This window comes from Bradyrhizobium paxllaeri, assembly GCF_001693515.2.
Taxonomy (GTDB): Bacteria; Pseudomonadota; Alphaproteobacteria; order Rhizobiales; family Xanthobacteraceae; genus Bradyrhizobium; species Bradyrhizobium paxllaeri.
On sequence record NZ_CP042968.1, the window covers coordinates 3,054,129 to 3,076,180 of the forward strand.

General features: G+C 62.1%; 21 protein-coding genes. 12 read left to right on the forward strand and 9 right to left on the reverse strand.

Features of this window, described 5'->3' with window-relative positions:
• Positions 1 to 80: 80 nt before the first annotated feature.
• Positions 81 to 1,328 carry a glycerophosphodiester phosphodiesterase family protein gene (locus tag LMTR21_RS14395; protein ID WP_065750379.1) on the reverse strand — a complete coding sequence of 416 codons (1,248 nt, stop codon included), beginning with the start codon at positions 1,326 to 1,328 and terminating at the stop codon, positions 81 to 83.
• 202 nt (positions 1,329 to 1,530) lie between these two features.
• Here LMTR21_RS14395 and LMTR21_RS14400 point away from each other — a divergent pair, with 202 nt between their 5' ends.
• Positions 1,531 to 1,845: a hypothetical protein gene (locus LMTR21_RS14400; protein WP_065750155.1), complete on the forward strand. Its 315-nt coding sequence runs from the start codon at positions 1,531 to 1,533 to the stop codon at positions 1,843 to 1,845.
• Positions 1,846 to 2,064: 219 nt separating this feature from the next.
• Positions 2,065 to 2,427, forward strand: a complete 363-nt coding sequence (locus LMTR21_RS14405) for a twin-arginine translocation signal domain-containing protein (protein WP_065750156.1) — start codon at positions 2,065 to 2,067, stop codon at positions 2,425 to 2,427.
• 82 nt (positions 2,428 to 2,509) lie between these two features.
• Here the strand turns inward: LMTR21_RS14405 and LMTR21_RS14410 are convergent, their stop codons facing one another.
• Positions 2,510 to 2,764, reverse strand: a complete 255-nt coding sequence (locus LMTR21_RS14410; protein WP_084030351.1) for a GCG_CRPN prefix-to-repeats domain-containing protein — start codon at positions 2,762 to 2,764, stop codon at positions 2,510 to 2,512.
• Positions 2,765 to 2,847: 83 nt separating this feature from the next.
• On the reverse strand, positions 2,848 to 3,861 hold the full coding sequence (locus tag LMTR21_RS14415; protein WP_065750157.1) for an alpha/beta fold hydrolase: 1,014 nt from the start codon (positions 3,859 to 3,861) through the stop codon (positions 2,848 to 2,850).
• 160 nt (positions 3,862 to 4,021) lie between these two features.
• On the opposite strand from LMTR21_RS14415, the gene LMTR21_RS14420 reads away from it, so the two are divergent.
• The gene (locus LMTR21_RS14420) at positions 4,022 to 4,426 is read left to right on the forward strand and encodes a RidA family protein (protein ID WP_065750158.1); all 405 of its coding nucleotides are present in this window, start codon (positions 4,022 to 4,024) and stop codon (positions 4,424 to 4,426) included.
• Positions 4,427 to 4,434: 8 nt separating this feature from the next.
• Here the strand turns inward: LMTR21_RS14420 and LMTR21_RS14425 are convergent, their stop codons facing one another.
• The 3 genes from LMTR21_RS14425 to LMTR21_RS14435 all read right to left on the reverse strand — a co-directional run bounded on the left by LMTR21_RS14425 (position 4,435) and on the right by LMTR21_RS14435 (position 6,836).
• The gene (locus LMTR21_RS14425; protein WP_065750159.1) at positions 4,435 to 5,418 is read right to left on the reverse strand and encodes a class I SAM-dependent methyltransferase; all 984 of its coding nucleotides are present in this window, start codon (positions 5,416 to 5,418) and stop codon (positions 4,435 to 4,437) included.
• A 140-nt stretch (positions 5,419 to 5,558) separates the two neighbouring features.
• A complete protein-coding gene (locus LMTR21_RS14430) occupies positions 5,559 to 6,068 on the reverse strand; it encodes a hypothetical protein (RefSeq protein WP_065750160.1) in 510 nt (169 codons plus the stop codon).
• A gap of 69 nt (positions 6,069 to 6,137) precedes the next feature.
• The gene (locus LMTR21_RS14435; protein WP_065750161.1) at positions 6,138 to 6,836 is read right to left on the reverse strand and encodes an ArsR/SmtB family transcription factor; all 699 of its coding nucleotides are present in this window, start codon (positions 6,834 to 6,836) and stop codon (positions 6,138 to 6,140) included.
• A gap of 116 nt (positions 6,837 to 6,952) precedes the next feature.
• Between LMTR21_RS14435 and LMTR21_RS14440 the strand changes: the two genes are divergently transcribed.
• Both LMTR21_RS14440 and LMTR21_RS14445 read left to right on the forward strand, forming a co-directional pair.
• Positions 6,953 to 7,261, forward strand: a complete 309-nt coding sequence (locus tag LMTR21_RS14440; protein WP_065750162.1) for an NIPSNAP family protein — start codon at positions 6,953 to 6,955, stop codon at positions 7,259 to 7,261.
• Positions 7,262 to 7,328: 67 nt separating this feature from the next.
• Positions 7,329 to 8,138: an isocitrate lyase/PEP mutase family protein gene (locus tag LMTR21_RS14445; protein WP_065750163.1), complete on the forward strand. Its 810-nt coding sequence runs from the start codon at positions 7,329 to 7,331 to the stop codon at positions 8,136 to 8,138.
• A gap of 27 nt (positions 8,139 to 8,165) precedes the next feature.
• Here the strand turns inward: LMTR21_RS14445 and LMTR21_RS14450 are convergent, their stop codons facing one another.
• Positions 8,166 to 9,035 (reverse strand): VOC family protein, encoded by an 870-nt coding sequence (locus LMTR21_RS14450; RefSeq protein WP_246175484.1) that lies wholly within the window; start codon positions 9,033 to 9,035, stop codon positions 8,166 to 8,168.
• An 899-nt stretch (positions 9,036 to 9,934) separates the two neighbouring features.
• Between LMTR21_RS14450 and LMTR21_RS14460 the strand changes: the two genes are divergently transcribed.
• Both LMTR21_RS14460 and LMTR21_RS14465 read left to right on the forward strand, forming a co-directional pair.
• A complete protein-coding gene (locus LMTR21_RS14460) occupies positions 9,935 to 12,181 on the forward strand; it encodes a TOMM precursor leader peptide-binding protein (RefSeq protein WP_065750165.1) in 2,247 nt (748 codons plus the stop codon).
• A 92-nt stretch (positions 12,182 to 12,273) separates the two neighbouring features.
• A complete protein-coding gene (locus tag LMTR21_RS14465) occupies positions 12,274 to 13,650 on the forward strand; it encodes a SagB/ThcOx family dehydrogenase (protein ID WP_065750380.1) in 1,377 nt (458 codons plus the stop codon).
• 134 nt (positions 13,651 to 13,784) lie between these two features.
• Here the strand turns inward: LMTR21_RS14465 and LMTR21_RS14470 are convergent, their stop codons facing one another.
• Entirely contained in the window at positions 13,785 to 14,189 is a 405-nt protein-coding gene (locus LMTR21_RS14470; protein ID WP_065750166.1) for a superantigen-like protein SSL4, read from the reverse strand.
• Between the two features lie 129 nt (positions 14,190 to 14,318).
• Here LMTR21_RS14470 and LMTR21_RS14475 point away from each other — a divergent pair, with 129 nt between their 5' ends.
• Positions 14,319 to 14,960 (forward strand): trimeric intracellular cation channel family protein, encoded by a 642-nt coding sequence (locus LMTR21_RS14475; protein WP_065750381.1) that lies wholly within the window; start codon positions 14,319 to 14,321, stop codon positions 14,958 to 14,960.
• 3 nt (positions 14,961 to 14,963) lie between these two features.
• Here LMTR21_RS14475 and LMTR21_RS14480 read toward each other — a convergent pair whose 3' ends face one another.
• A complete protein-coding gene (locus LMTR21_RS14480; RefSeq protein WP_065750167.1) occupies positions 14,964 to 16,184 on the reverse strand; it encodes a cytochrome c in 1,221 nt (406 codons plus the stop codon).
• Positions 16,185 to 16,465: 281 nt separating this feature from the next.
• Here LMTR21_RS14480 and LMTR21_RS14485 point away from each other — a divergent pair, with 281 nt between their 5' ends.
• The 4 genes from LMTR21_RS14485 to LMTR21_RS14500 all read left to right on the forward strand — a co-directional run bounded on the left by LMTR21_RS14485 (position 16,466) and on the right by LMTR21_RS14500 (position 21,469).
• Entirely contained in the window at positions 16,466 to 19,957 is a 3,492-nt protein-coding gene (locus tag LMTR21_RS14485; RefSeq protein ID WP_065750168.1) for an indolepyruvate ferredoxin oxidoreductase family protein, read from the forward strand.
• A gap of 113 nt (positions 19,958 to 20,070) precedes the next feature.
• Positions 20,071 to 20,538, forward strand: coding sequence for a DUF4262 domain-containing protein (locus LMTR21_RS14490; protein WP_246175490.1), 468 nt, complete (start codon positions 20,071 to 20,073; stop codon positions 20,536 to 20,538).
• Between the two features lie 50 nt (positions 20,539 to 20,588).
• Positions 20,589 to 20,933, forward strand: a complete 345-nt coding sequence (locus LMTR21_RS14495) for a hypothetical protein (RefSeq protein WP_065750169.1) — start codon at positions 20,589 to 20,591, stop codon at positions 20,931 to 20,933.
• Between the two features lie 185 nt (positions 20,934 to 21,118).
• Positions 21,119 to 21,469 (forward strand): GcrA family cell cycle regulator, encoded by a 351-nt coding sequence (locus tag LMTR21_RS14500; RefSeq protein WP_065750170.1) that lies wholly within the window; start codon positions 21,119 to 21,121, stop codon positions 21,467 to 21,469.
• Positions 21,470 to 22,052: the final 583 nt, after the last annotated feature.

The window sequence follows — 22,052 nt, forward strand, 5'->3', positions numbered from 1 at the left end:
GTGCCGGAAGTCAAATCCGCGGTGTCCGCCGTAACCGGATGCTTCGCCGGGCACCAACCTACGCTACGAAGCTGCGACGCTTACTTCATCCCCGTGCAGCTCGCATAGAACGTCGTCGTCGCCGGCCAGTCCGAGAACATGCCGCGAATGCCGACCTGCTTGGCCAATACGTCCAGCACCGTCAGCGTGTCGCCGTCGCGGTCGACGGCCGATTTGATCGAGCGGTGATAGAAACCGCCGCCCTTGTGCAGCGGGCCGTCGCGTTCCAGCGACCAGCCGATCAGGTCGAGGCCGGCAGCCTTGGCCGCCTTGGCGTATTCGGAAGCGACGATTTCCTTGTTGTCGTTCAGCGTCAGCATGGTCCAGATCGGCGGGCCGAGAATGGCAACGCCTTGCGCCTTCAATTCCGCCATCGAGGGCTTCCAGGTCTCGGGCTTATTGGGATCGAGGCCCTGCTTCTCGTAGCGCTCTTCGAGATAGACCGCCTGTTTGCCGAACTCCGGCTCGGTCTTCACCCAATGGAGCACGTCGGCGAGGTTGAAGCTTTGCGCAAACACGTTGCTCGGCGGAATGCCGGCCTTCCTGTAGGCCTCCAGCATCTGGCTGGCATATTTCTCCTGGGTGTAGTCGCCGTCGAACGGCATCGGCACTTCGGGCGCCTTCAACTCCGGCGTGAATTTGGCGCCGAGACTCTTGATCAGCGCGATGCTCTCGTCATGCGTCATCAGCGTGCCGGAATTGGCATAGAGGTCGGTGCGCCAGCGCGGCGTACCGTTCTGATATTCCTCGGGTGTCTTGGCATCCGGATTGAAGCCGTCCATCTTCGCGCTCAGCATCCGGAATTCGGCGAGCGTGATGTCGCTGGTGCAGCATTTGGCGGAGGCTTTCTTGCCTGTCGCGGGATCGGCCGGGCTGAAAGCTTGCGTGCATTTGGCGGCAAGCGCCGGCACGGTCAGGATGTTGGTGGTGGTGTGCAGGTCGCATTGCGAATGGCGGCAAACGAGTTCGCGGTCTTTCGTGAACGTCACGTCGCATTCGATGATGCCGGCGCCCATCCGGGCGGCGGCGATGTAGGACTCGCGGGTATGTTCGGGAAATTCCAGCGCCGCGCCGCGGTGGCCGATGGAAAAATCGGTCTTGCGAAACGGTCCAGTGCACTGGCTGAGTTGTTGCTTCAGCGGCCCGTCCTTCATCTTGTCGACGAGATAGAACGGCCGCGGCCCGATCTGGGGCTCGCGCGGCAGCATGATGTCGTCGGCCGCCGCCGGCAGGGCTGAGGTCAGGAGCCAGAGCGCGGCGAGCAGGGCGGAGCGATGGCGGGCAGGCATAGGTGGCACCTCGGATAACGCGTTGCGCGCAGCCTTGATATCACGGAGCATGTGACAGTTGCATGTTGAATGGCGCCGTAGGGTGGGCAAAGGCGCGCAAGCGCCGTGCCCACCATTCTTGCACCATTGTGGATCGATGGTGGGCACGCTGCGCTTTGCCCACCCTACAAGAACGTACAAAAACAATTCCAGGGAGAATGAAATGCCCGCAGCCTTTTTCGTCGTCCGCGCCACCGTCGCCGATCCCGCCAAGCGCCAGGCCTTCGACGCCTGGTATTCGCGCGAGCATCTGCCGGATGCCATGAAATCGTTCGGCGCCGTCAAGGCGTGGCGCTACTGGAGTGCCACCGATCCGGCGCTGCATCACGCAATGTATCAATTTCCGGATAAGGCCGCGCTCGAACGCGCGATCGAGGGATCGGAAATGAAGCGGCTGGTCGCCGATTTCAATCGCGACTGGCCCGACGTGACGCGGACACGCGAGGTGCTGGTGCTGGCGGAAGAGCTGATGGCGTGAGACGGCGACGTTGGTCGCCGCGAAAGGCGGACCATCACACGCGCGCGTGACACGAAAATGCCGCAGCAACGACAAAGGTTCCGCCGCGCACAACCGCGCGTGAAAATAAACTGGGGCCGACTGCGATTACGACAGAGCTGAACGCGCAATTCACCGCGCGTTCATCTCGGCGCATCGAAACTCTCTTTCTCGCAAAGAACAAACGGAGGAGGAGATGTAATGGAGCGCCGCCACTTTCTGAAACTCGCCTTTGGATTTGCCGCGGGCGGCGTCGCGCTCGCAGCGAGCGCGCAGGCCGCGCCGCTGATGCCGGCGCCGCTTGCCGACGATGCCAACAAGCTGCCCGACAACAGGGATGCGCAACCCGCCGTCACGTCAGGCGAGGAGGTCGATCGCCTCTCGCCGGAAGAAGTGCGCTGGGGCCGCGGCCGTGGACGCGGTTGGGGCCGAAGGCGTTGGGGCTGGCGCCGCCGTCACTGGGGCTGGCGTCGGCGTCGATGGCGCCGCAGATACTGGGGCTGGCATCGCCGCCGCCGTCGTTGGCGTCGCCGCTACTGGCGCCGGCGTCGTTACTACTGGTAAGCAGCCGCCAGCGATCGTTTTTGATGAGCAATAGAAAAAAGCCCCGCGCGAGCGGGGCTTTTGTTGTTGTGCGTTGAAAATATCAATAAGCGCGGCAGCGGCCGTAGCGCCACACGGTGCCGTAAGGACACACGCGGCCGGGCCGCACGACGACGGCCGGAGCTGCAGGCCGCACCACGACGACCGGAGCAGGACGAACTACAACGGCCCGGCGATTGGGTTGGCAGCCGCCATAGGGGCCACGATGCCAGCCGGGGCCGCATCCGCCCGCGGCTTCCGCCGCGCTGAAGCTGGCAACGGTGCCCAGGGCCAAAACTGCTGCGAAGAGGTATTTCATGTTTTCTCCCGTTTTCGGCCGCAAGGCGGCACGGAACGGAACTTAGTCCCGAGACCTGAATGGAACATGAATGTTCCCCGATGCTAGGGGGCCGCCAGGAATCCGAGCATCAGCTCGTTATATTTGCCCGGCGCCTCCAGAAAGACCAGATGTCCCGTGTTCGGAATCACCTCGGCCCGGCCGCGGCCCATCCGGGCGGCGAGCGCCTTGGCCAGCTCGGCGTTCTGGCCCATTTTCGCGCGCAACGACTCCGGCGCATTGGCTCGGCCCGGCGCGTTGTGATCATCGGCGCCCATCACGAACAGCGTCGGCTGCGTGATCAGGGGAATCTCGTGCACGACAGGCTCGCGGTAGATCATCTGCGCCGAGCTGACAAAGGCGCGCAGCCATCGCTGGTATTCGGCGCTGCCCTTGATGTTGAAGCGCGCATCGATGAACGGCGTGACCTGTTCGGGCGGCAGTTTCAGCGCGTAATTGGTCTCGAGCTGCTTGCGATAGCCGTCGGCGGTCAACTTGTCTTCGTTCTCCAGAATCTTCTCCGTCGGCGTCGGCGGCACGTAGAGCCGATAGTCTTCCAGCCCGATCGGCGCGGTCAGCACCAGGTGCACGATCCTGTCGGGATAGGCGCGCGCGATCCGCACGCCGAGCATGCCGCCGAGCGAATGGGCGACGATGTCCGTCTTGGTGATTGCGAGATGATCGAGCAGCGCCACCGTGTTGCGCGCCAGTGTATCGAAATGCAGATCGCCTTGCGGCTTCGACGACTTTCCAAAACCGATCTGGTCGGGAATGATCACGCGATAGCCGGCATCGCTCAGGGTCTTGATGACCGGCGCCCAGTAACTCGATGGAAAGTTGCGGCCATGCAGCAGCACCACGCTGCGTCCGTTCGGCTGCGTCGGCGCGACATCCATATAGGCCATCCGTACCTGCTCGCCGTCGTTGACCAGCGGCAGCAAATGGACGGGGTAGGGATAGGCAAAGCCTTCAAGCGCGATGCCGTAGGGTTCGCGCGCGGCGGGGCGTTCGGTTTGTGCCGAGGCCGCTGGCAATAACGCAATCACGGCCAAGGCGGCTGCTGCCGCGCTGACGTACATCCTTCGCATCTCAAAGACTCCCGTAAGACAGCGGCGTATTGCTGCTGACCTCACGCGATGTAAAGGCTTTCCGTTTCACGTTTTGGCGAGAGCATGAGCCGGGTGCCTGTATTTGTGATAGATCAATAGCAAAACGCATCCGAGACAATTCATAGGGAGAATGCAATGCCAAAGGACAAAGCTGTCAGTCCCCGACGTAGCTGAGGTCGGCCCCGGTCTCTGGTCAAACGCCGTACGCGCCGGCGACATGCTGTACATCTCCGGCCAAGTCGCACGGCCCTTCGAGGGCGGCACCGAAATAGTTGGAAAAGATGAGTACGAACAAGCCAAGCAAATATTTTCACGTATTGATCGCATCATCAAAGCGGCCGGGGGAACGATGGACGACCTGGTAAAGATGACGATCTACGTCGTCGATATCCAGAAAAACACCGAGGTCTGGCGAGCACGCCGCGAGTTCTTCACCGGAGACTTTCCTGCTTCCACGCTTGTAGAAGTGCGATCTCTTGCGAAACCGGAAGTCTTGGTGGAGATCGAAACAGTCGCCTATCTCGGTAAGAGCTGAAGTGGAGCTTAAGAGCCGGATCGGCCAAACAGGACATGCCCCGATCGCCACATCCGCTCGCAAACGGTGCGCGCGAAATTCGTCCGTTGTTCGGGCTCGGACCCTGTGAAGATGGCGTGTGACAGAATATCCGATATCCGCTTTTTTCCGTCTACCTGCTCCAGCATGAGCGCTTCCGCTCTCGATATCGGGATAACGACTTCCCCTTGAGGCGCAGGACGGGTCAAGACCAATGCGTTGACGTCACCCGCCAATCGGACGCCGGCTCGAATGTGCGGGACGTATGCCAGATAATCATCCGTATCGAAGCGCGTGAGGAAGCGCATGCTTTGCGGCTTCCTGACGAAAAAATCGTGCCTGTCATTCAGCGCGGTGAGATTATCGATGACGGCCCATTGCTCCGGCGCCGGGAGCGCCAAAACGTGTTCCAGCATCTCTCCGCCCAGAAACCGATCGGCGCAGTAGAGGGCACTATCGTTCCAGCCGAAGAAAACCAGCCCGGCCGCTTCGACGAATTCCATGATCTCCGGCACCGCGTAGGCTCGGTCTTGCGGGTGAAGCAGCATGTCCACGATGCCCGCATCGTCGGCAAGATCATGGGGCAGTTTGCCGGTCGGCGAGATCAGATAATGTTTCGATGGGACAACCTTTAGAAGTTCACGGGCAATCCTGACGCCCTCGGCATTCCGGCCGGCTCCAAGTCGCCGCAATATATCCTGGACCAGATACACGCCGGCGCGCCCCGCCTTCCCGTAAAGCATGATGGCCATGCTGCCGGATGGATCGAGTACATCTGCGAGCGCCTTCAGTCCGGCGTCTGGATCGGGAAGGTGATGAAGAACGCCGGTGCAAATGATCAGGTCAAAAGAGCGCTTCAACTCGCCGACATCAAGCAGGCTCATTCGCCGAAGTTCAACGTTGGCGAGGCCGCTCTCAATAACCCGGACTGCACTGTCCTCGGTATCGACCTCTCCGAGACCAGCCTCGCGCATTCGAAGCGCCTTTGCGATCGACACTGCTGCCTGACCGCTTCTGTAATCGTGTCTTCCGTAACCGTGTCCTTCATGACACGACTCTAGATCGGCCCCATCCGGCCAGCAATATCCGAAATCACGATAAGGCCGGATCCGCCTCACTCGGCCTTCAGCGCCGCGCTGAAATCACCGCCGGTGTCCGTCGAGTACAGGTGCTTGAGCTCGCCGCGGTCGTCGATCGAATAATAGTGGTTGCCGTTGATGCCCTTTTCGTTGCGCTTGCCGCGGAACACGATCAGGCGGCTGTCGGCCCGGCTGATCACGGGCTCGAACTCATCGGGCACATCACCCCAATTCGAGACGGTGAAGAACTGGGTAATCCGCCCGGTGCGGACGTCGAGGAATGTCGGCGCCTGGCATTCGGTGCCGCAGGGCAGGATGACGACGATGAAGCGCCCGCCGGCATTCACCTTGTCGTCTCGCATCGCACCGCGATAGGTGTGGCTCTGATCGCGCCAGAACTCATGGTCGAGCCGCGGCTTGGCGCGCTTGCCGGTGTAGACCTTCACCTTGTGATCGCTGAATCTGGGCAGCTCTTCTGCCTGTATGGGCAGGGCGTAGCACGCGAGCAGCGTCGCGGCGGCAATGGTTCGAACTAAACGGTTCATGAAAATCTCGTCGGAAACGCTGGGTAACGCTTGGTCGGCGTTTCCGTCGGAAAAGTTCAAGCGCGCTGGCTAAGCCTGTTCGCTTCCGAACAATGCGGCAAAGCGCTTTTCACCGGTGCGGGTGAAATTGACGACGCGGCTGCCCGGCGTCGCGTCACGCGCCGCCCAATTCAATTCGGTGAAGCGGTTCATTACCGCAGCCCCCAGCGTGCCGGCGAGGTGATGGCGGCGCTCGCTCCAGTCGAGACAGGCCTTGCACACCGGGCGGCGCGGATGCGCCAGCGCTTCGGTATCGATCTGCAGCGCCTCCGCCATGAAGCGCTTGCCTTCGCCGGTGAGTTCGATGGCCTGCTTGGTTTGCCGGACCAGCCTTTGCTTGCGCAGGCTGTCGAGCATCTGCACGCCGAGATCGCCGGCGAGATGATCGTAGCAGATCCGTGCCCGCCGCAGCGCCGGCTCTTTCGGTCCCGTGCGAACACGGGTGTGGCCGGCGCGCTCGGCGAGGCCTGCAAGGCCTTCGAGCACGTGCGCGACGTCAGACCCGGTGAGGCGGTAATAGCGGTGACGGCCCTGTTTCTCCGGCTCGATCAGCCCGCCGGCCTCGAGCTTGGAGAGATGCGAGCTCGCGGTCTGCGGCGTGATGCCGGCCTGGTGCGCCAGTTCGCTCGCGGTCAGCGCACGGCCGTCCATCAGCGCGGTCAGCATGTTGGCGCGCGCGGGATCGCCGACGAGAGAGGCGACCATGGCGATGTCGGGACCTGCTTTCATAGTTCGATGATAGACGAAGCATCGGTGTTGGGCAAGTGGGTATTGTTCGGTCGAAGCAACAGGCTCCGTCATTGCGCGCGAAGCTCGCAATGACGGGGGAAAAATTGGAGAACACCATGACCGTCACCGTCTTCATCCGCTACCAGCTCGATCCCTTCAAGCGCGCCTTGTTCGAGCAGTACTCGAAAAACTGGCTCACCATCATCCCGAAATGCGGCGGCGATCTCCTCGGCTACTGGATGCCGCACGAGGGCACCAACAACATCGCCTTCGCGCTGATCTCGTTCGAGAGTCTGGCGGCCTATGAGAGCTACCGGGCGCGGCTGCGGGCCGACAGCGAGGGCATGGCCAATTTCAATTTCGCCGAGGAGAACCGGTTCATCCTCGCGGAGGAGCGGACATTCCTGCGCAAGGTCGTGGCATGAGACGTCTGGCGGAATGGGCGTCGCGTCCCTATCTACGCGGCGCCAACAAATATTGAGGGGAGCGACCATGCTGACATCTGCTGACAAACGCGCCGCATTCAAGAAATTGCACGAGAGCGGATGCTTCATCATCCCCAATCCCTTTGACGTCGGCAGCGCAAAGGCGCTGCAGCATCTCGGCTTCAAGGCGCTGGCCTCCACCAGCGCCGGGTTCGCCTGGACGCTTGGCAAGGCCGACAACCACGTTACCGTCGACGACGTCTGTGATCATCTCACGGCGATCTGCGCCGCGGTCGATATTCCGGTCAATGCCGATTTCGAGGACGGCTTTGCGCACGAACCGGACAAGGTCGCCGTCAATGTCGCGCGCGCGGTAAAGACCGGCGTCGCGGGCCTGTCGATCGAGGATTACACCGGCGATAGCGCAAAACCGCTGTTCGACCGCGCGCTGGCCGTCGACCGCATCAAGGCGGCGCGGCAGGCGATCGATGCCGACAACAGCGGCGTCCTGCTCACCGGCCGTTGCGAGGCGTTCTTGCGCGGGCAGAAGGATTTGAGCCTCGTGATCGACCGGCTGACCGCCTATGCCGAAGCCGGCGCCGATTGCCTTTATGCGCCGGGCATCGCGACGGCGGAAGAGATTTCGACTGTGGTAAAGGCGGTGCACCCGAAACCCGTCAATCTCCTGGTCGGCACCGGTCCCTCGCTGCAGGAGGCTTCCGCTCTCGGCGTGCGCCGCATCAGCATCGGCGCTTCGCTGGCGCGGATGGCATGGGCCGGCTTCATGAAGGCGTCAAAGGAGATGGCGGAGAAGGGCACGTTCGGCGAATTCGCCAACGGCCATTCCGGCGGCGAACTCAACAAGATGTTCAGCTAAAGCATTTCCACTTGCGAGCCCTCTGGCTTAGCGCTTCGGCTTTGGCAGCACCATCCTGCCCTGTGAGGCAATACCACCCCACTTGGCGGACCAAGTGACCTCCGAGGCGGAGGGTTGCTCGGTGTCTTGCGGACCTCGAGCACCCTGCAGCGCAAATAGTGCGCCTTGAGGATCGGCACATCGCGCGATCCAGCAACCATCAGGCAATTCAGTCGGACCCTGGAGGACCCGGCCTCCGCCATCATTGACGCGCCTGGCGGCCGCGCCGATGTCGTCGACATTGAAGTAATAGAGCCAACACGGCTGTGGCACGCTCGGCAGCTTGGTGAGCATGCCACCGATCGTCTGCCCGGCCGCCGAAAACAATTGATAGAAGTCTGCCCGATCGGTTTCACCGTCGGCCTTCTGCCAGCCAAAAAGCTCGCCGTAAAAATCAAAGATCTTGTTCCGGTCTTCAGCCAGCAACTCGTGCCAGCCCACGCGTCCCAGTTCGTCCAGTCCGATGGAATGCCCTTGGCCATAGGTCAGTCCGCTGACCAGCGCAAAAGTTGCCTTTTGCGGATCGGCGACCACTGAAACCCGGCCGATATTGCTATCCGTTGGCGGCAGCATGACAGCGCCTCCGCGACGCCTGATCTGTGTGGCTGTCGCATCCATGTCACCGACTGCGACGTAGCCGACCCATCTCGGAGTTGCCCCCAATCGCCGCCCCTCTTCCGGGATATCCATAAGCCCACTTACCGGAACTTCGCCGGCAGTAAGCACCGTGTAGGCCAGTTCCGGAGTTGACGCGTCCTTCGTACCCCAGCCGACGACCGCCCCATAAAAGGCGCCTGCTGCCGCGACGTCCGTGGTCAGGAGCTCATACCAGGCGAAGCGTCCGAGTTGATTGACCAAACGAATTTCTCCGTTCAAGCTTGGAGACGATTACGCACTGCACCACGTCGCGCACGCGTTGTAATCCGCGCAATGGTGCGGACCGTCGATGCAACGGGCGAAAACGCGGCGACATCGTTCATGAACATGAATGCTACCTGAACGAGCGTCATTACATTTTCGTGTGTGCATGAATCTTGCCTGCCTTATTTGGTAAGCGTAGGATCACGCCTACGGGGATCCTTCTTGCAACATTGGAGGATGCGACCATGCCGCGGGTGAAGCAAGCTTCGAAAAAGAAGCGAGTAACCAGAACCGCAATACCGGCGCTGGGAGCCGCCGGATTAACTTTTTCGCTAGCAGGAGGTGCATCGGCATCGGCCATACCGACCGGTGACGTTCAGCAGGGGCAGAATTTCGCTCCTGGCACGATGATCACGCTCGACGAAGAGGAACTTGCCGACGTCAGCCTCGCCACCTTCCGTCTCTTCGACGACGAACTCTTCGACAACGACCTAAGCGGCGTGCAGCTAGCCCAGCGCGGCTGCGGCAGATGCGGTGGCTGCCGCGGATGTGGTGGCTTCCGGGGATGCGGCGGATTCCACGGATGCGGTGGTTGTCGCGGCTGCAGAGGCTGTGGATGCAGAGCCTGCCGATGCGGCGTCGGCTGTGGCGGCTGTGGTGGCTGCGGCGTTGGTTGGATAGGGGTGGGCGTGCCAGGCATCGGCATAGGCATAGGATGCGCAGGTTGCTGCGCATCCTGGGGCCGCTGCCGCTGGTGCTAGGCGGCGGCGCTTCCTGATCTTGTGCCGACACGCCACGATTTCATTGGCCGGGTTCGATTGACCCGGCCAGTATCTTGTTTTCGTTGTGACGCTCGCCTGCCAGCGCGGGCAGCCTGCCGGTGACAAGCGAGTGTGATGACAGTCAATCGCAAGAGCCGCGTTGCGAGCAAGACCCGCAAGGACATTTTGCGATTCGCGCCAAACTTCACCGCCTATTTGCTTCCTCCCGATGTGGTCTGCCTCTATTCCGAGGATCGCAAGTTCTTCCTGCACGGCGATCTCTATTGTGCGGTGGCCACGGCGATCGGAAAAAATGGAAAGGCTGCGCCCGAGATTGTTCGCCAGCTTTCGAAGAGTTTTCCGGCCGACAAGATTGAGGAAGCGATCAAGCGGCTGCTTGAGCGCCGGTACGTCGTTAAAGGAACGTCGTATGCATTCGATGGCGCCGTCGCTGGATATTGGGCGAGCCTCGGCCTGCCTCCCGAGGTCGCGGAGCAGAATCTCCGCAATTGTCCTGTGCAGGTGGAATCGATCGACGTCAAAGGCGCCAAAGAACTTGCCGCGGCCTTGAGCAAACTCGGCGTTCAGATCGCCAAGCGTTCGCCCAAACTCACGATCACGCTCGTGAACGACTATCTCGACCGGCGGCTGGCCGAGATGAACCAGAATAGCGTCGCCGGCAAGACGGCGTGGCTGCTGGTCCAGCCGTCCGGCGTGTTTCCGCTGGTGGGCCCCGTGTTCAAACCGGGCGAGGGCGCCTGCTGGAACTGTCTGTTTGATCGCATGATCCGCAATCGCGAGATCAAGGGGTTCCTCGACCGTGGACCGGCGAAGGCGGTCGCCGTATCGCCGCTGGTCAACGACAGTGTTGGACACACCGCTTTTCACTTCGCTGCCGTCGAAATCACGAAAGCGATTGCCTCAGGCTTTCGCACCGATCTGCGCGATCACATTGCGAGCCTCGACCTGACCGGCGCGGTGATCGCCAAGCACTTTGTCGCGCGGCGCCCGCAATGTCACACCTGCGGGAGCAAGAAGCTGCAAAGTCCACGCCGGGCGGCGACGCCGATCGAGATCGCCGAAGGCAGCAAGCTCATCATGACCAGCGGTGGGTATCGCACCATGACGTCTCGGGCGACCGTGGCGCGCTTCCGCAAGCATGTAAGCCCACTGACCGGCGTGGTGACGCGGCTCGAGCGGATCGAGGTCGATCTGCCGATGAACACCAATTTTTTCGCCTATCACAATTTCTCCGGGCCGGCCCAGAGCGTCGATCAGCTCAGGTCCGGATTGAGCGGCGGCAGCTTCGGCAAAGGCTCCACGGCCGAGCAGGGCGAGGCCAGCGCGCTGATGGAGGCGATCGAACGCTATTCGGGCATTTTCCAGGGCGACGAGATCAGGACGGCGCGCCGCTTTACCGATTTCGCGCCCGGCGACGCCATTCACCCGAATGACGTCCAGCTTTTCAGCGAAACGCAGTTTCAAAGCAGATATGACCAGCAGCCGGACGATTCACATCCGGTTCCTGAGCCGCTCGATCCCTCGATGAGGACCGAGTGGTCGCCGGTCTGGTCGTTGCGCGACAAGCGATTCAAATATCTTCCGACCGGTCTGCTCTACTTCTTTTATGGTGGCTTCCATACGGATTCCAACGGTTGCGCGGCCGGCAACACCCGCGAGGAAGCCATCGTTCAGGGCTTCCTCGAACTGGTCGAGCGCGATGCCTACGCCATCTGGTGGTACAACCGGGTGCAGCGTGCCGAGGTCGACCTCAAGCAATTCGACGATTCCTATGTCCGGGATCTTCAAACCCAGTTCGCCGATGCCGGGCGCCGCCTGTGGGTGCTCGACGTCACCAGCGATCTCGGCATTCCCACTTACGTGGCGATCATGCACTGGATGCAGAACGGCCACGAAAATATCGAGTTCGGATCCGGCGCGCATTTCGATCGCCGCATAGCCCTGCTGCGCTCCCTTACCGAGCTGACCCAATTCATGTCGATTGGCATGATGGGCGGCGGCAGCGGTGAGAAGCCGACGCTTGACGGTATCAAGCCGCTGCGCCTGGAAGATTATCCGTTCCTGATTCCAAGCGACAATCCGGTCGTTCCGCCGGCTCCCGATCTCAAGGTTCACGACAACACGCGCGATCAGGTGAACGCCTGTGTCGAAATCGCGACCCAGGCAGGTTACGATTTCCTCGTGCTCGACCAGACGCGGCCCGACGTTGAGGTCCCGGTCGTTCGGGTGCTCGTTCCAGGCCTGCGGCATTTCTATCGCCGCTTCGCACCGGGCCGGCTTTACGATGTTCCGCTGAAGCTTGGATTATTGGATCACCCGCGGCCGGAAAGCGAACTCACTCCGTTCCTGCCGCACACCTGAAAGGGTCTTTCGTGCGCGCTCCCGGGAAAAAGCCGACCAGGAAGATCGCGCCCGTCATCACCATCAGATTGAACGGTCATTTCTCCTTTCAGATGCAGGCGGACGGAAGCATCGCCGCCTCCGTGGATGGCTATTTTGTCAATCTGGGACATCTCAGCCCGGCCGCGATGGACCGTGCGCGGAGTCTGACTGACGGCCTGCCGCTCGCGTCCTTTGCTGGCAAGAGCGTCGTCGCGAGGGAAGTTGATGTCCTGGCGCATCGACTGGCGCGGCACGGGCTTGTCGAATACCGCCTGTCCTTTCCGCGCGACGAGGGGGACCTCGTGGTCATCGAACCCCAGGTCCCCGAATACTGGCCGCAACGCGCAAAGCTCGGCGAGAGTGACACCATCGTTCTGTCGCGCTTTACCTATTTGCGCCGGCGCGGCAACGAGATGGTGCTCGAATCGCCGCGCGCCGGCGCACTGTTTCGAATTGGCGATCCCGCCATTGCGGCCACCCTCGCGGCGCTGTCGCGGCCTCACAAGATCAGCAGGCTTCGCCGCGACGCGGCCGCCTTCAACCTCGATCTGCTCGAACTGCTGCTGGATAGCCGGTTCCTACTCAAGCTCAATGTGAAAAGCGGCGACGGCCTTCGGGTGAATGAAGGCGACGGCAATCTCGTTCTCTGGGATTTCCATGATCTCGTGTTTCACACGCGGAGCACGGAGGGCCGACACGCCAATCCGGTTGGCAGCACCTTCGCCTATGCAAGCGTCGTTTCACCGCCGCCTGCGGTGCGCCCGCCCTGGCCCGGCAAGAAGATCGACCTGCACAAATTCTCCAACTCGGATCCGGCCTCGCCGTTCGCAAAGCTGTTGCGCGATCGCCATTCAGTCCGGGATTTCGATGACGAGAACCCGGTCACGCTCGCCGAACTTGCGCGCTTTCTCGACACCACAGCCCGCGTCCTGTCGGAATGGAAGAGCGACGCGAATTTCGAAGGCAGTCCTGAAATCACCTACAGCACAAGGCCCTATCCGTCGGCCGGCAGCGCGTATGAACTGGAATTGTATCTGTCAGTCTCGAATTGCGAAGGGCTTGCACGCGGACTTTACCACTACGACGCGGGCGGCCACGCGCTGGTAGCGATCGGGGTCTCCGCACAGCAACTCCAGGCGCTTTCGGCGGCAGCCGAATTTGCCATGGACGCGTCAGGTCCGCCGCAGGTCCTGATCACGATATCAGCGCGTTTTGGGCGGATCTCCTGGAAATACAGCTCAATCGCGTACTCGCTGATCCTGAAGGATGTCGGCAGCATGATCCAGACGTTCTACCTGGCGGCGACCGATATGGGCCTCGGTGGCTGCGCGATCGGCACTGGTAATATCGATCTGTTTGCAAGAATGACGGGACTCGAGTTCCATGTAGAGGGCCCGGTCGGTCAATTCGCGCTCGGACGCCGCAAGAAGCCGGAAGCCCCACGCTAGAGCACGATATTTCTCGAAAGCGGCCGAAGCCGAGCCTCGATGCGAATTTTGCAACGTACTAATGAGTCCGCGCCTGGAGCCGAAAAAAGCAGCGGGCCTGATGGCCCGCTGCTCGTTGTTCAAATCATCAGCCGTTACTGCTTGGCGCGATCGACCTCGGTGCCGGTCGGGTTCGGCGCCGGCGGCGTCGGACGATTGGTCGCGGCGCCCGTGGTCGTTCCGGGTTCGGTGTTGGCCTTCGGCGTTACGTCACGCATGCCCGTAGGCGCTGCGGGATTGGCCGGGGTTGTTTGCGCGGTCTGATTGGGCGGCGTGGTACCGGCCTGGTTCACGGTGGTGTTGTTCAGTCCATAGAACAGCGCGCCGAGCACGACGGCGATCGCGACCGCAAACATCGCGACCTTGGCGCCGCTGGGCGAACCCTCGGCCAGCGCGGGGTCGGGCTGCAACTCGTTGTCGAGACTGTTGAAGCGCGCCTGACGGCGGATTTCTTCATCGCTCAGACCGGTGCGGTAGGGATCGTTTGGGTTGGGTTGCATGGGTTCCTCCGTTAGCATCCCAGCTAAGCGGAAAGACAATGGCTGGCACGACCGGATGTTCCGCGCCAAAGTTGCAATCCTGTAATGTTGGAACCGCTGATTCCCTCCGGTTCCGAAGTGAGGTTTGCCATGTGGAGCCTGCCGCCCGGCGATACCGTCCTTCAACTCTTGACCTATGTGGCGCTCACCGCGCAGGCGATGACCGCGGCCCTCGCGGCGGGTAGGCGCAGCATGGACTGGGCCGGCGTATGCATGCTCGGCTGCATTACCGCGCTCGGCGGCGGCACCATCCGCGACGTGCTGCTCGGGCACTATCCGCTCGTGTGGGTGCAGAACCCGTCTTATTTGGCGCTGACCGGGATCGCGGCCTTCGTCACCATCCTGATCGCGCGGCAGGTGCACCGGCTCAACGCGGCGTTCTTGGTGCTGGATGCGATCGGGCTTGTGGTCTTCACCATGGCCGGCTGCGATGTCGCCTGGCAGATGAACGCCTCGCTGCCGATCGTGATCGTGTCGGGCATGATCACAGGGTGTGCCGGCGGCGTGTTGCGCGACATTCTCTGCAACGACGTACCACTGTTGTTTCGCGCCGAGCTCTACGCCAGCGTCTCCATCGTGACCGGCCTGTTCTACGCCACCGCCTTCGGGCTCAACCTCGATGCCCAGCTCTGGACGGTGCTGACCTTCGTGCTCGGCCTGACGCTGCGCCTGCTCGCCATCCGCTACAAATGGGAAATGCCGAAATTCGTCTTTAATGGCGAGCAGCGGTGAGGGCTACTTCGCCCGCCGCGCTTTCGCCACTTCATCTGCCGTCACCAGCGGCGCCGCATTGCCCCAGGCATTGCGGATGTAGTTGGTCACGTCGGCAATCTGCTGGTCGGTCATTTTCGCGGCGTAACCCGGCATCGATCCCTTGTTGGGCGCGCGCGGCGTCGTCACGGTCTCGGCGCCGTCGAGGATGATGCGCAGCGTGCTCAAGGCATCGGCCGATTGCAGGTTGGCGTTGCCGGGCAGCGGTGGATAGATCCGCGGTGCGCTCGATCCGTCTTCTTCGTGGCAGGCGATGCAGGCGCCGTTGTAGAGCTTTTCGCCCGCGGCCATTTGCGCAGGCGAGGGCGGCGTGACCTTCGGCTCCGGCGCGCCAGCCGGCAGATCCTTCAGGTAGACCGCGATGGCGCGCACATCCGCATCGCTCATCTTCGAGGTCGAGTTGACCACGACTTCCGACATCAGTTCGCCCGCATGGCTTTTGGCGTTACGGCCGCTCTGCAGATATTCGGTGATATCTTCCACGCTCCATGATTTCAGGCCGCTGCGCTCGGCAGCATCGAGCCGCGGTGCGAACATGCCCGCGACGCGCCCGCCGCCATAGACCTGGCCGCGCCTGTCCGCGCCAAACATGTTCTTCGGCGTATGGCACGCGCCGCAATGCGCGATGCCCTCCACCAGATAGCGTCCGCGATTCCATTCCGCGCTCTTCTGCTGGTCCGGCATCAGGATGCCGGGCTTGAAGAACAGCCAGTTCCAGCCGCGCATCACGAAGCGGTAGTTGAACGGAAAGCGCAGCTCCGGCACGCGCGGCTCGCTGCGTAGCGGCGTCAGCGTCGCCAGATAGGCGCGGATTGCAAAAATATCCTGGCGCGTGAGTTTCGTGAAATTCGGATAGGGGAACGCCGGGTAGTAGCGCGAGCCGTCACGCGCCACGCCGAACCGTAACGCGCGGTAGAAATCGTCATCGCTCCACGCCCCCAATCCGGTCTCGCGATCCGGCGTCAGGTTCGGCGAATAGATGCCGCCGAATGGGGTATCGATCCGTTTTCCCCCGGCGAACGGTTTTGCGGGATCGGCGGTGTGGCAGCTGGCGCAGTCGCCGGCCTCCGTCAGCGCCTTGCCGCGCGCGATGTCCTCGGTGGTCGGCTCGACCCTTGACTGGGCATGGACGTCGCCGCCCGCGAGCGCAGTGCACAAAAGTATGCCGGCGAGAATCGTCCGCATGGATCCCTGCACCATTTGGCCTTTCGGAGCGTTATAGCGCGAAAGCGTAGGGAGGAGGGACGTCACGCCATTTCGCGCCGGGGCTTCCAGACGACACAAACCGAAATGCCGCGCCGTTATTCCCGGCACGAAATTGCGATCTTTCAAAGCGCGGCTTTGAGCGCAAGATTTGTGCTGCGCGGGCGGAAAAATCCGACATAGACTGGTTCTAATGAGTTCAGATGACTAGCTAAAAACAGTCGTTCCGAACAAAGCTCCACCGGCTGGCAAAGAGGGCTGCAATGGGAATCAACCAAGGTCCGATCAGTCTCGACCAGAAATATACGCAAGGCACCGGCCATATTTTCCTGACCGGCATCCAGGCGCTGGTCCGTCTGCCGATGGCGCAGATCCGCCGCGACCGCGCCGCGGGCCTCAACACCGCAGGCTTCATTTCCGGCTATCGCGGCTCGCCGCTCGGCGGCTACGACCAGCAGCTCTTCGCCGCCCGAAAACATCTCGACCAGTACAACATCAAGTTCCAGCCCGGCGTGAACGAGGACCTCGCGGCCACCGCGATCTGGGGCTCGCAGCAGCTCAACCTGTCGCCCGGCGCCAAATATGATGGCGTTGTCGGCATCTGGTACGGCAAGGGCCCCGGCGTCGACCGCTGCGGCGACGTATTCCGGCATGGCAATACCGCGGGCTCCGCCAAAAACGGCGGCGTGCTCGTCCTTGCCGGCGATGACCATGGCGCAAAGTCCTCCACCGTCCCGCATCAGTCCGACCACGCCTTCATCTCCGCGCTGATGCCGTATCTCTATCCCTCCAGCATCCATGAAATGATCGAGATGGGCCTTCTGGGTATCGCGATGTCGCGCTACTCGGGCTGCTGGGTCGGCATGAAGGTGATCACCGAGACGGTGGAAACCACCGCCGAGATCGACCTCACCGACGAGATGACGCCGTTCGCGATCCCGACCGATTTCGAGATGCCGCCCGGCGGCCTCAATTTGCGCTGGCCGGACGATCGCTATCTGCAGGACCTGCGCCTGCAGGACTACAAGGGCTATGCCGCGATCGCCTTTGCACGCGCCAACAAGATCAACCGCATCACCATGGATTCGCCGAATGCCCGTTACGGCATCATGGCGTCAGGCAAGAGCTACGAGGACATCCGCCAGGCGCTGCGCGAGTTGGGGATCACCGAGGAGGTCGCCGCCAAGATCGGCTTGCGGCTTTACAAAATCGGCATGCCCTGGCCGCTGGAGCCGGAAGGCGTCCGCAATTTTGCCGTCGGCCTCGAGGAAATCTTCATCATCGAGGAACGCCGCGAGATCGTCGAGAACCAGGTCAAGCAGGAGCTGTTCAACTGGCGCGACGACGTTCGTCCGCGCATCGTCGGCAAGATGGACGATCACGACAAGCGGTTTCTCACCTTCGCCGCCGAGCTTTCCGTCGCCTCGCTGGCGAGCTCGCTGACCGAGCGACTTCTTCGACTTAACCTCAACCCCGAAATCGCCGCGATGCTGCGCGCCAAGGCCGACTGGTTCAACGGCCGACAGGCGACCCAGATGCAGGCGGTGGCGCCCGTCACCCGGACGCCGTATTTCTGCTCGGGCTGTCCGCACAACACCTCGACCAAGGTGCCGGAAGGCAGCCGCGCCTTTGCCGGCATCGGCTGTCATTTCATGGCGCTGTGGATGGACCGCAACACCGAGACCTACACCCACATGGGAGGCGAGGGCGTGCCGTGGGTCGGCGTCGCACCCTTCACCAAGGAAGAGCACGTCTTCGCCAATCTCGGCGACGGCACCTACTTCCACTCCGGCAGCCTTGCGATCCGCCAGGCGATCGCTTCCGGCGCCAATATCACCTACAAGATCCTCTATAACGACGCGACCGCGATGACCGGCGGCCAGCATGTCGACGGCGAATTGTCGCCGCAGCAGATCACCTTCCAGCTTCACGCCGAAGGCATCCGCAACATCTATCTGGTCTCGGAAAACCCCGGCGCCTATCCGACGTCCGAGATCGCGCCCGGCGTCAAGACCGCGCATCGCGACGAGCTGCAGGACGTCATGAAGACCTGCCGCACGCTGAAGGGCACTTCGGCTATCGTCTTCGTGCAGACCTGCGCCGCCGAAAAGCGCCGACGCCGCAAGCGCGGGCTGATGGAAGACCCGGCGCGCCGCGTCATGATCAATCCGGCCGTCTGCGAAGGCTGCGGCGACTGCTCGGTGCAGTCGAACTGCATTTCGGTCGAGCCCCTGGAAACCGAGATGGGCCGCAAGCGCACCATCAACCAGTCAACCTGCAACAAGGACTATTCCTGCCTCAAGGGCTTCTGCCCGTCCTTCGTCACCATCGACGGCGGCAAGCCGCGCCGTCGCGCGCCGGCCAGCCTCGGTGACATCGGCGATCTGCCGGAGCCGGCCTCATTCCCGTCGCTGGAGCGGCCTTACAACATCGCCGTCGGCGGCGTCGGCGGCACCGGCGTCCTGACCATCGGCGCGCTGCTCGGCATGGCCGCGCACATCGAGGGCAAGGCCAGCATGATCCTCGACATGTCGGGCCTCGCGCAAAAGGGCGGCGCGGTGCTCAGCCATGTGCGGCTCTCCGAACACACCGCCGACGTCACCTGTTCGCGCATCGTCACCGGCACTGCCGATCTCGTGATGGCCGCCGACGAGGTGGTGGCGGTGTCGAAGGACATGGTTACGCTGTGCGAATCCACTCGCACCGTCGGAGTCATCAACAGCCACGTCATTCCGACCGCGGACTTCATCCTCAACCGCGACTTCAACTTCCAGAGCCGCAAGCTCAATTCAGTGCTGGAGACGGAGCTTCGCAAGGACTCTTCGTTCTTCGATTTCACCACGCCGGCAGAAGCGCTGCTCGGCGATTCCATCGCCACCAACGTCATGATGCTCGGCTACGCCTATCAGCGCGGCTTGCTGCCACTCTCGGCGAAAGCGATCGAGCAGGCGATTGAGGTCAACGGCGTCTCCATCAAGATGAACACGCAGGCCTTCCAGCTTGGCCGGCTCGCTGCGGCCGACCCGGCGCGGTTCAAAGAGATGATGAAGGATCATGATGCGGTCGCTCCCGCAAAGACGCTGGATGCAATGACGTTCGACGAGATCGTCACCCATCGCATGGGCATGCTGACCGATTACCAGAGCGCGCGGCTCGCCAAGCGTTACCGCAAACTGGTCGATCGGGTGCGCGATGCCGCGACCAGGGGCGGCTACGGGGATGCGCTGCCGCGCGCGGTGGCGGTCAACTACGCAAAGCTGCTTGCCTACAAGGATGAGTACGAAGTGGCGCGGCTGTTCACGGATGGCAAGTTCGAACAGCAGCTCCGCGACCAGTTCGAAGGCGACTTCAAGTTCAACTTCAATCTCGCGCCCCCGATCCTCGGCGGGGCTAAGGATGCGCTGGGACGGCCGAAGAAGCGCGCCTTCGGCGCATGGATGTTGCCCGTGTTCCGGACGATGGCAAAGGCGCGCTTCCTGCGCGGCACGCCGCTCGACGTCTTCGGCTACAGCCCCGACCGCAAGCTCGAACGCGAGCTGATCGCGGCCTATGAGAAGGACGTGGAAACCGTGCTCGGCCTGCTGTCGCCGGTGACGCACGACACCGCCGTCGAACTCCTGTCCTTGCCCGACCGCATCCGCGGCTACGGCCCGGTGAAAGAGAAGGCCGTCGCGGATGCGAAGGTGCGCCACGCCCAACTCACCGCCGACCTTGCGAGCCCGCCACCCGCGCCGAGGCAGATCGCGGCGGAGTAGGGGGCAGTCTTGTAGGGTGGGCAAAGCGAAGCGTGCCCACCATCTCGCTTCCAGTCTGGCTCCGTGGCATGTTGGGTTACGCCCGCTCACTCGTCGCGACCCGATGTGCATTCATGTTCACCGCCCTTGATGCCGATCCCGAACGACTGGACCAACACGAACAAAACTTCGTTCAGCGAATCCGCGAACATGGCTGGTTCGGCACGCATGTCATGGCAGACGCCGAAGGACCCGGCTTCACCTACACAACCGGCTTCTGGCTGAAGTTCGGGTTTCCGGAGATGATACTGTTCTCGATGCCGAAAGCGAACGCTCAGGGCACGTTCTGGCACATCTATCGCGAACGCGAGGCAGGGCGACGGTTTCCCGTTGGGAAGCCAGCCCGAGAGATCTTTGAAAATGCCGCGGCCGTCCTGCTTTCTGTATCGCCTGAGCAGTACCAATCTCACCTCGGGTGGAGCAGGTGGTTTTATGGAAATGACAGTTTCGAATGCTCCAGCTGGTATTCCCGAATCGAGACGGAGAGTTTCCGTGGACGCCAGGATCGTCAGCGGATTTCCGGGAGGCTCAGCCTGATTTGACTGCCGGCAATTGGTCCGGCCTGCGCGATCGATAGGGCGAGGAAGGTAGCATGGATATGGTCCAGAGGATCGTCACACGGACGCCGCTCACCGAACTCTGGAACAACGACGGCTTGCTGGATGCGCGTCGGGCTAAGGATCTGGGAGAGGCAGATATTCAGCGGCTTCTGCAGGGCGGTTCGAACTTCGTGGTTGCCGAGGTAGGGCAGCCCCTGCGATGGATATCCGAGAGCGATCGCTTTGCCTTCTGGAAGGCCGAGGTGAAGTGTCGGCTGATAGCTCCAGATGCGGATGGTTTCCATCTCGAAGACTATCCCGGCAGCTACTGCTATGTCGCGGCAATGTGGGAATGCGCGTCGCGCACGCCGGTCATTGTTTTGGAAAAGCATCACTAGCTGCGCAGGGTGGGCTAAGACGCACAACGCCACCATCTCACACTCCGCTCGCGATGGTGGGCACGCTGCGCTTTGCCCGCCCTACGACTCCCAACGGCGCGTCGTTAACGACAAGATCATCTGCTCGATCGAACAACAGACACAACGACTAGCCTGTTGCTCGCAGTCGATGTATAATCATCTTCATGGGTTGGGATGCGAACGACGTAGCACGGCTCAAAGAGCTCTGGACTGCCGGCCACAGCGCCGGTCAGATCGCAATTCGACTTGGCCTTAGCCGCAACGCCGTGAGCGCGAAGCTGAAGCGCATGGGCCAGAAGCGCGGTCATAAGCCGCCAACCGCGAATCCCAGGATCGTGTCGGTGCCGAAGCGCAAGGTGGCGCCATCAGCCGCCTGTGCCCGCCCGTCGGACAAGGTGGTGTCTCGGCGCAAGCCGGCAGCAACCAGGCCGGCACCAGTGGAGCCGAAGGAGTTCACCAAGCGCCAGCTTTACGCCATGCTGGTTGATGCGGTCAGGAATACAGGCTCACGCTGATTTGCCTGTCGGCAGGCAATGCGCGCCGATCGTGCGGTGCGCTCCCAAACCTCCGCAAAGCCCGCTGCGCGAATAAGCCAATTTCATCAGACGATTCAACGTGATTTGGGTCGTCCAGATCGCGCGGCGAAAATATATCGCTTCTCATTTCCCCCAAATCAGCTCCATGTTCGCGCCATCCCGCCTCATCGAAGAGGGGCGTACGCGTCGTCACGATACGTGGAGTGCGGGGAGCGGTGGACGCGAGGGCGCTCGCGCGCGCGAGGCATTGCAGGGCGGCCTTCAAGGCTGTGAGCGATCGATCTCAGCGCAGGACGGGCGGCGCATTCGCGTACGGCAAAAGCGTGTGGTTCTGGCACCCGTGGCTGGTGTCAAGCTGGCGGAGGTTGTTCGAATCCAACCGGGTTCGACCGGCCGTCAATCCGGCAGCGACGGAGGCCAAAGGAATTCGGCTCCGGGAAGAGCGCGCCATAAGCCGTCAAGCCATTGCGCAGGGAAGGCCGGATGCTCTCCGCTGGACCTGTATGCTCGTGTGCGCATTCCTTCACGCATATTGCACACGAGACCGCGGGTGCAGCGCGCA

Excerpts from the sequence above, each read along its gene's own strand:
- LMTR21_RS14470 (WP_065750166.1), bottom strand. The coding sequence starts at position 14,189 with ATGCAACCCAACCCAAACGATCCCTACCGCACCGGTCTGAGCGATGAA.
- LMTR21_RS14445 (WP_065750163.1), top strand. The coding sequence starts at position 7,329 with ATGCTGACATCTGCTGACAAACGCGCCGCATTCAAGAAATTGCACGAG.
- LMTR21_RS14430 (WP_065750160.1), bottom strand. The coding sequence starts at position 6,068 with ATGAACCGTTTAGTTCGAACCATTGCCGCCGCGACGCTGCTCGCGTGC.
- LMTR21_RS14400 (WP_065750155.1), top strand. The coding sequence starts at position 1,531 with ATGCCCGCAGCCTTTTTCGTCGTCCGCGCCACCGTCGCCGATCCCGCC.
- LMTR21_RS14395 (WP_065750379.1), bottom strand. The coding sequence starts at position 1,328 with ATGCCTGCCCGCCATCGCTCCGCCCTGCTCGCCGCGCTCTGGCTCCTG.
- LMTR21_RS14495 (WP_065750169.1), top strand. The coding sequence starts at position 20,589 with ATGGATATGGTCCAGAGGATCGTCACACGGACGCCGCTCACCGAACTC.
- LMTR21_RS14500 (WP_065750170.1), top strand. The coding sequence starts at position 21,119 with ATGGGTTGGGATGCGAACGACGTAGCACGGCTCAAAGAGCTCTGGACT.
- LMTR21_RS14480 (WP_065750167.1), bottom strand. The coding sequence starts at position 16,184 with ATGCGGACGATTCTCGCCGGCATACTTTTGTGCACTGCGCTCGCGGGC.
- LMTR21_RS14485 (WP_065750168.1), top strand. The coding sequence starts at position 16,466 with ATGGGAATCAACCAAGGTCCGATCAGTCTCGACCAGAAATATACGCAA.
- LMTR21_RS14435 (WP_065750161.1), bottom strand. The coding sequence starts at position 6,836 with ATGAAAGCAGGTCCCGACATCGCCATGGTCGCCTCTCTCGTCGGCGAT.
- LMTR21_RS14415 (WP_065750157.1), bottom strand. The coding sequence starts at position 3,861 with ATGTACGTCAGCGCGGCAGCAGCCGCCTTGGCCGTGATTGCGTTATTG.
- LMTR21_RS14440 (WP_065750162.1), top strand. The coding sequence starts at position 6,953 with ATGACCGTCACCGTCTTCATCCGCTACCAGCTCGATCCCTTCAAGCGC.
- LMTR21_RS14490 (WP_246175490.1), top strand. The coding sequence starts at position 20,071 with ATGTTCACCGCCCTTGATGCCGATCCCGAACGACTGGACCAACACGAA.
- LMTR21_RS14405 (WP_065750156.1), top strand. The coding sequence starts at position 2,065 with ATGGAGCGCCGCCACTTTCTGAAACTCGCCTTTGGATTTGCCGCGGGC.
- LMTR21_RS14460 (WP_065750165.1), top strand. The coding sequence starts at position 9,935 with ATGACAGTCAATCGCAAGAGCCGCGTTGCGAGCAAGACCCGCAAGGAC.
- LMTR21_RS14475 (WP_065750381.1), top strand. The coding sequence starts at position 14,319 with ATGTGGAGCCTGCCGCCCGGCGATACCGTCCTTCAACTCTTGACCTAT.
- LMTR21_RS14420 (WP_065750158.1), top strand. The coding sequence starts at position 4,022 with ATGCAATGCCAAAGGACAAAGCTGTCAGTCCCCGACGTAGCTGAGGTC.
- LMTR21_RS14425 (WP_065750159.1), bottom strand. The coding sequence starts at position 5,418 with ATGCGCGAGGCTGGTCTCGGAGAGGTCGATACCGAGGACAGTGCAGTC.
- LMTR21_RS14465 (WP_065750380.1), top strand. The coding sequence starts at position 12,274 with ATGCAGGCGGACGGAAGCATCGCCGCCTCCGTGGATGGCTATTTTGTC.
- LMTR21_RS14410 (WP_084030351.1), bottom strand. The coding sequence starts at position 2,764 with ATGAAATACCTCTTCGCAGCAGTTTTGGCCCTGGGCACCGTTGCCAGC.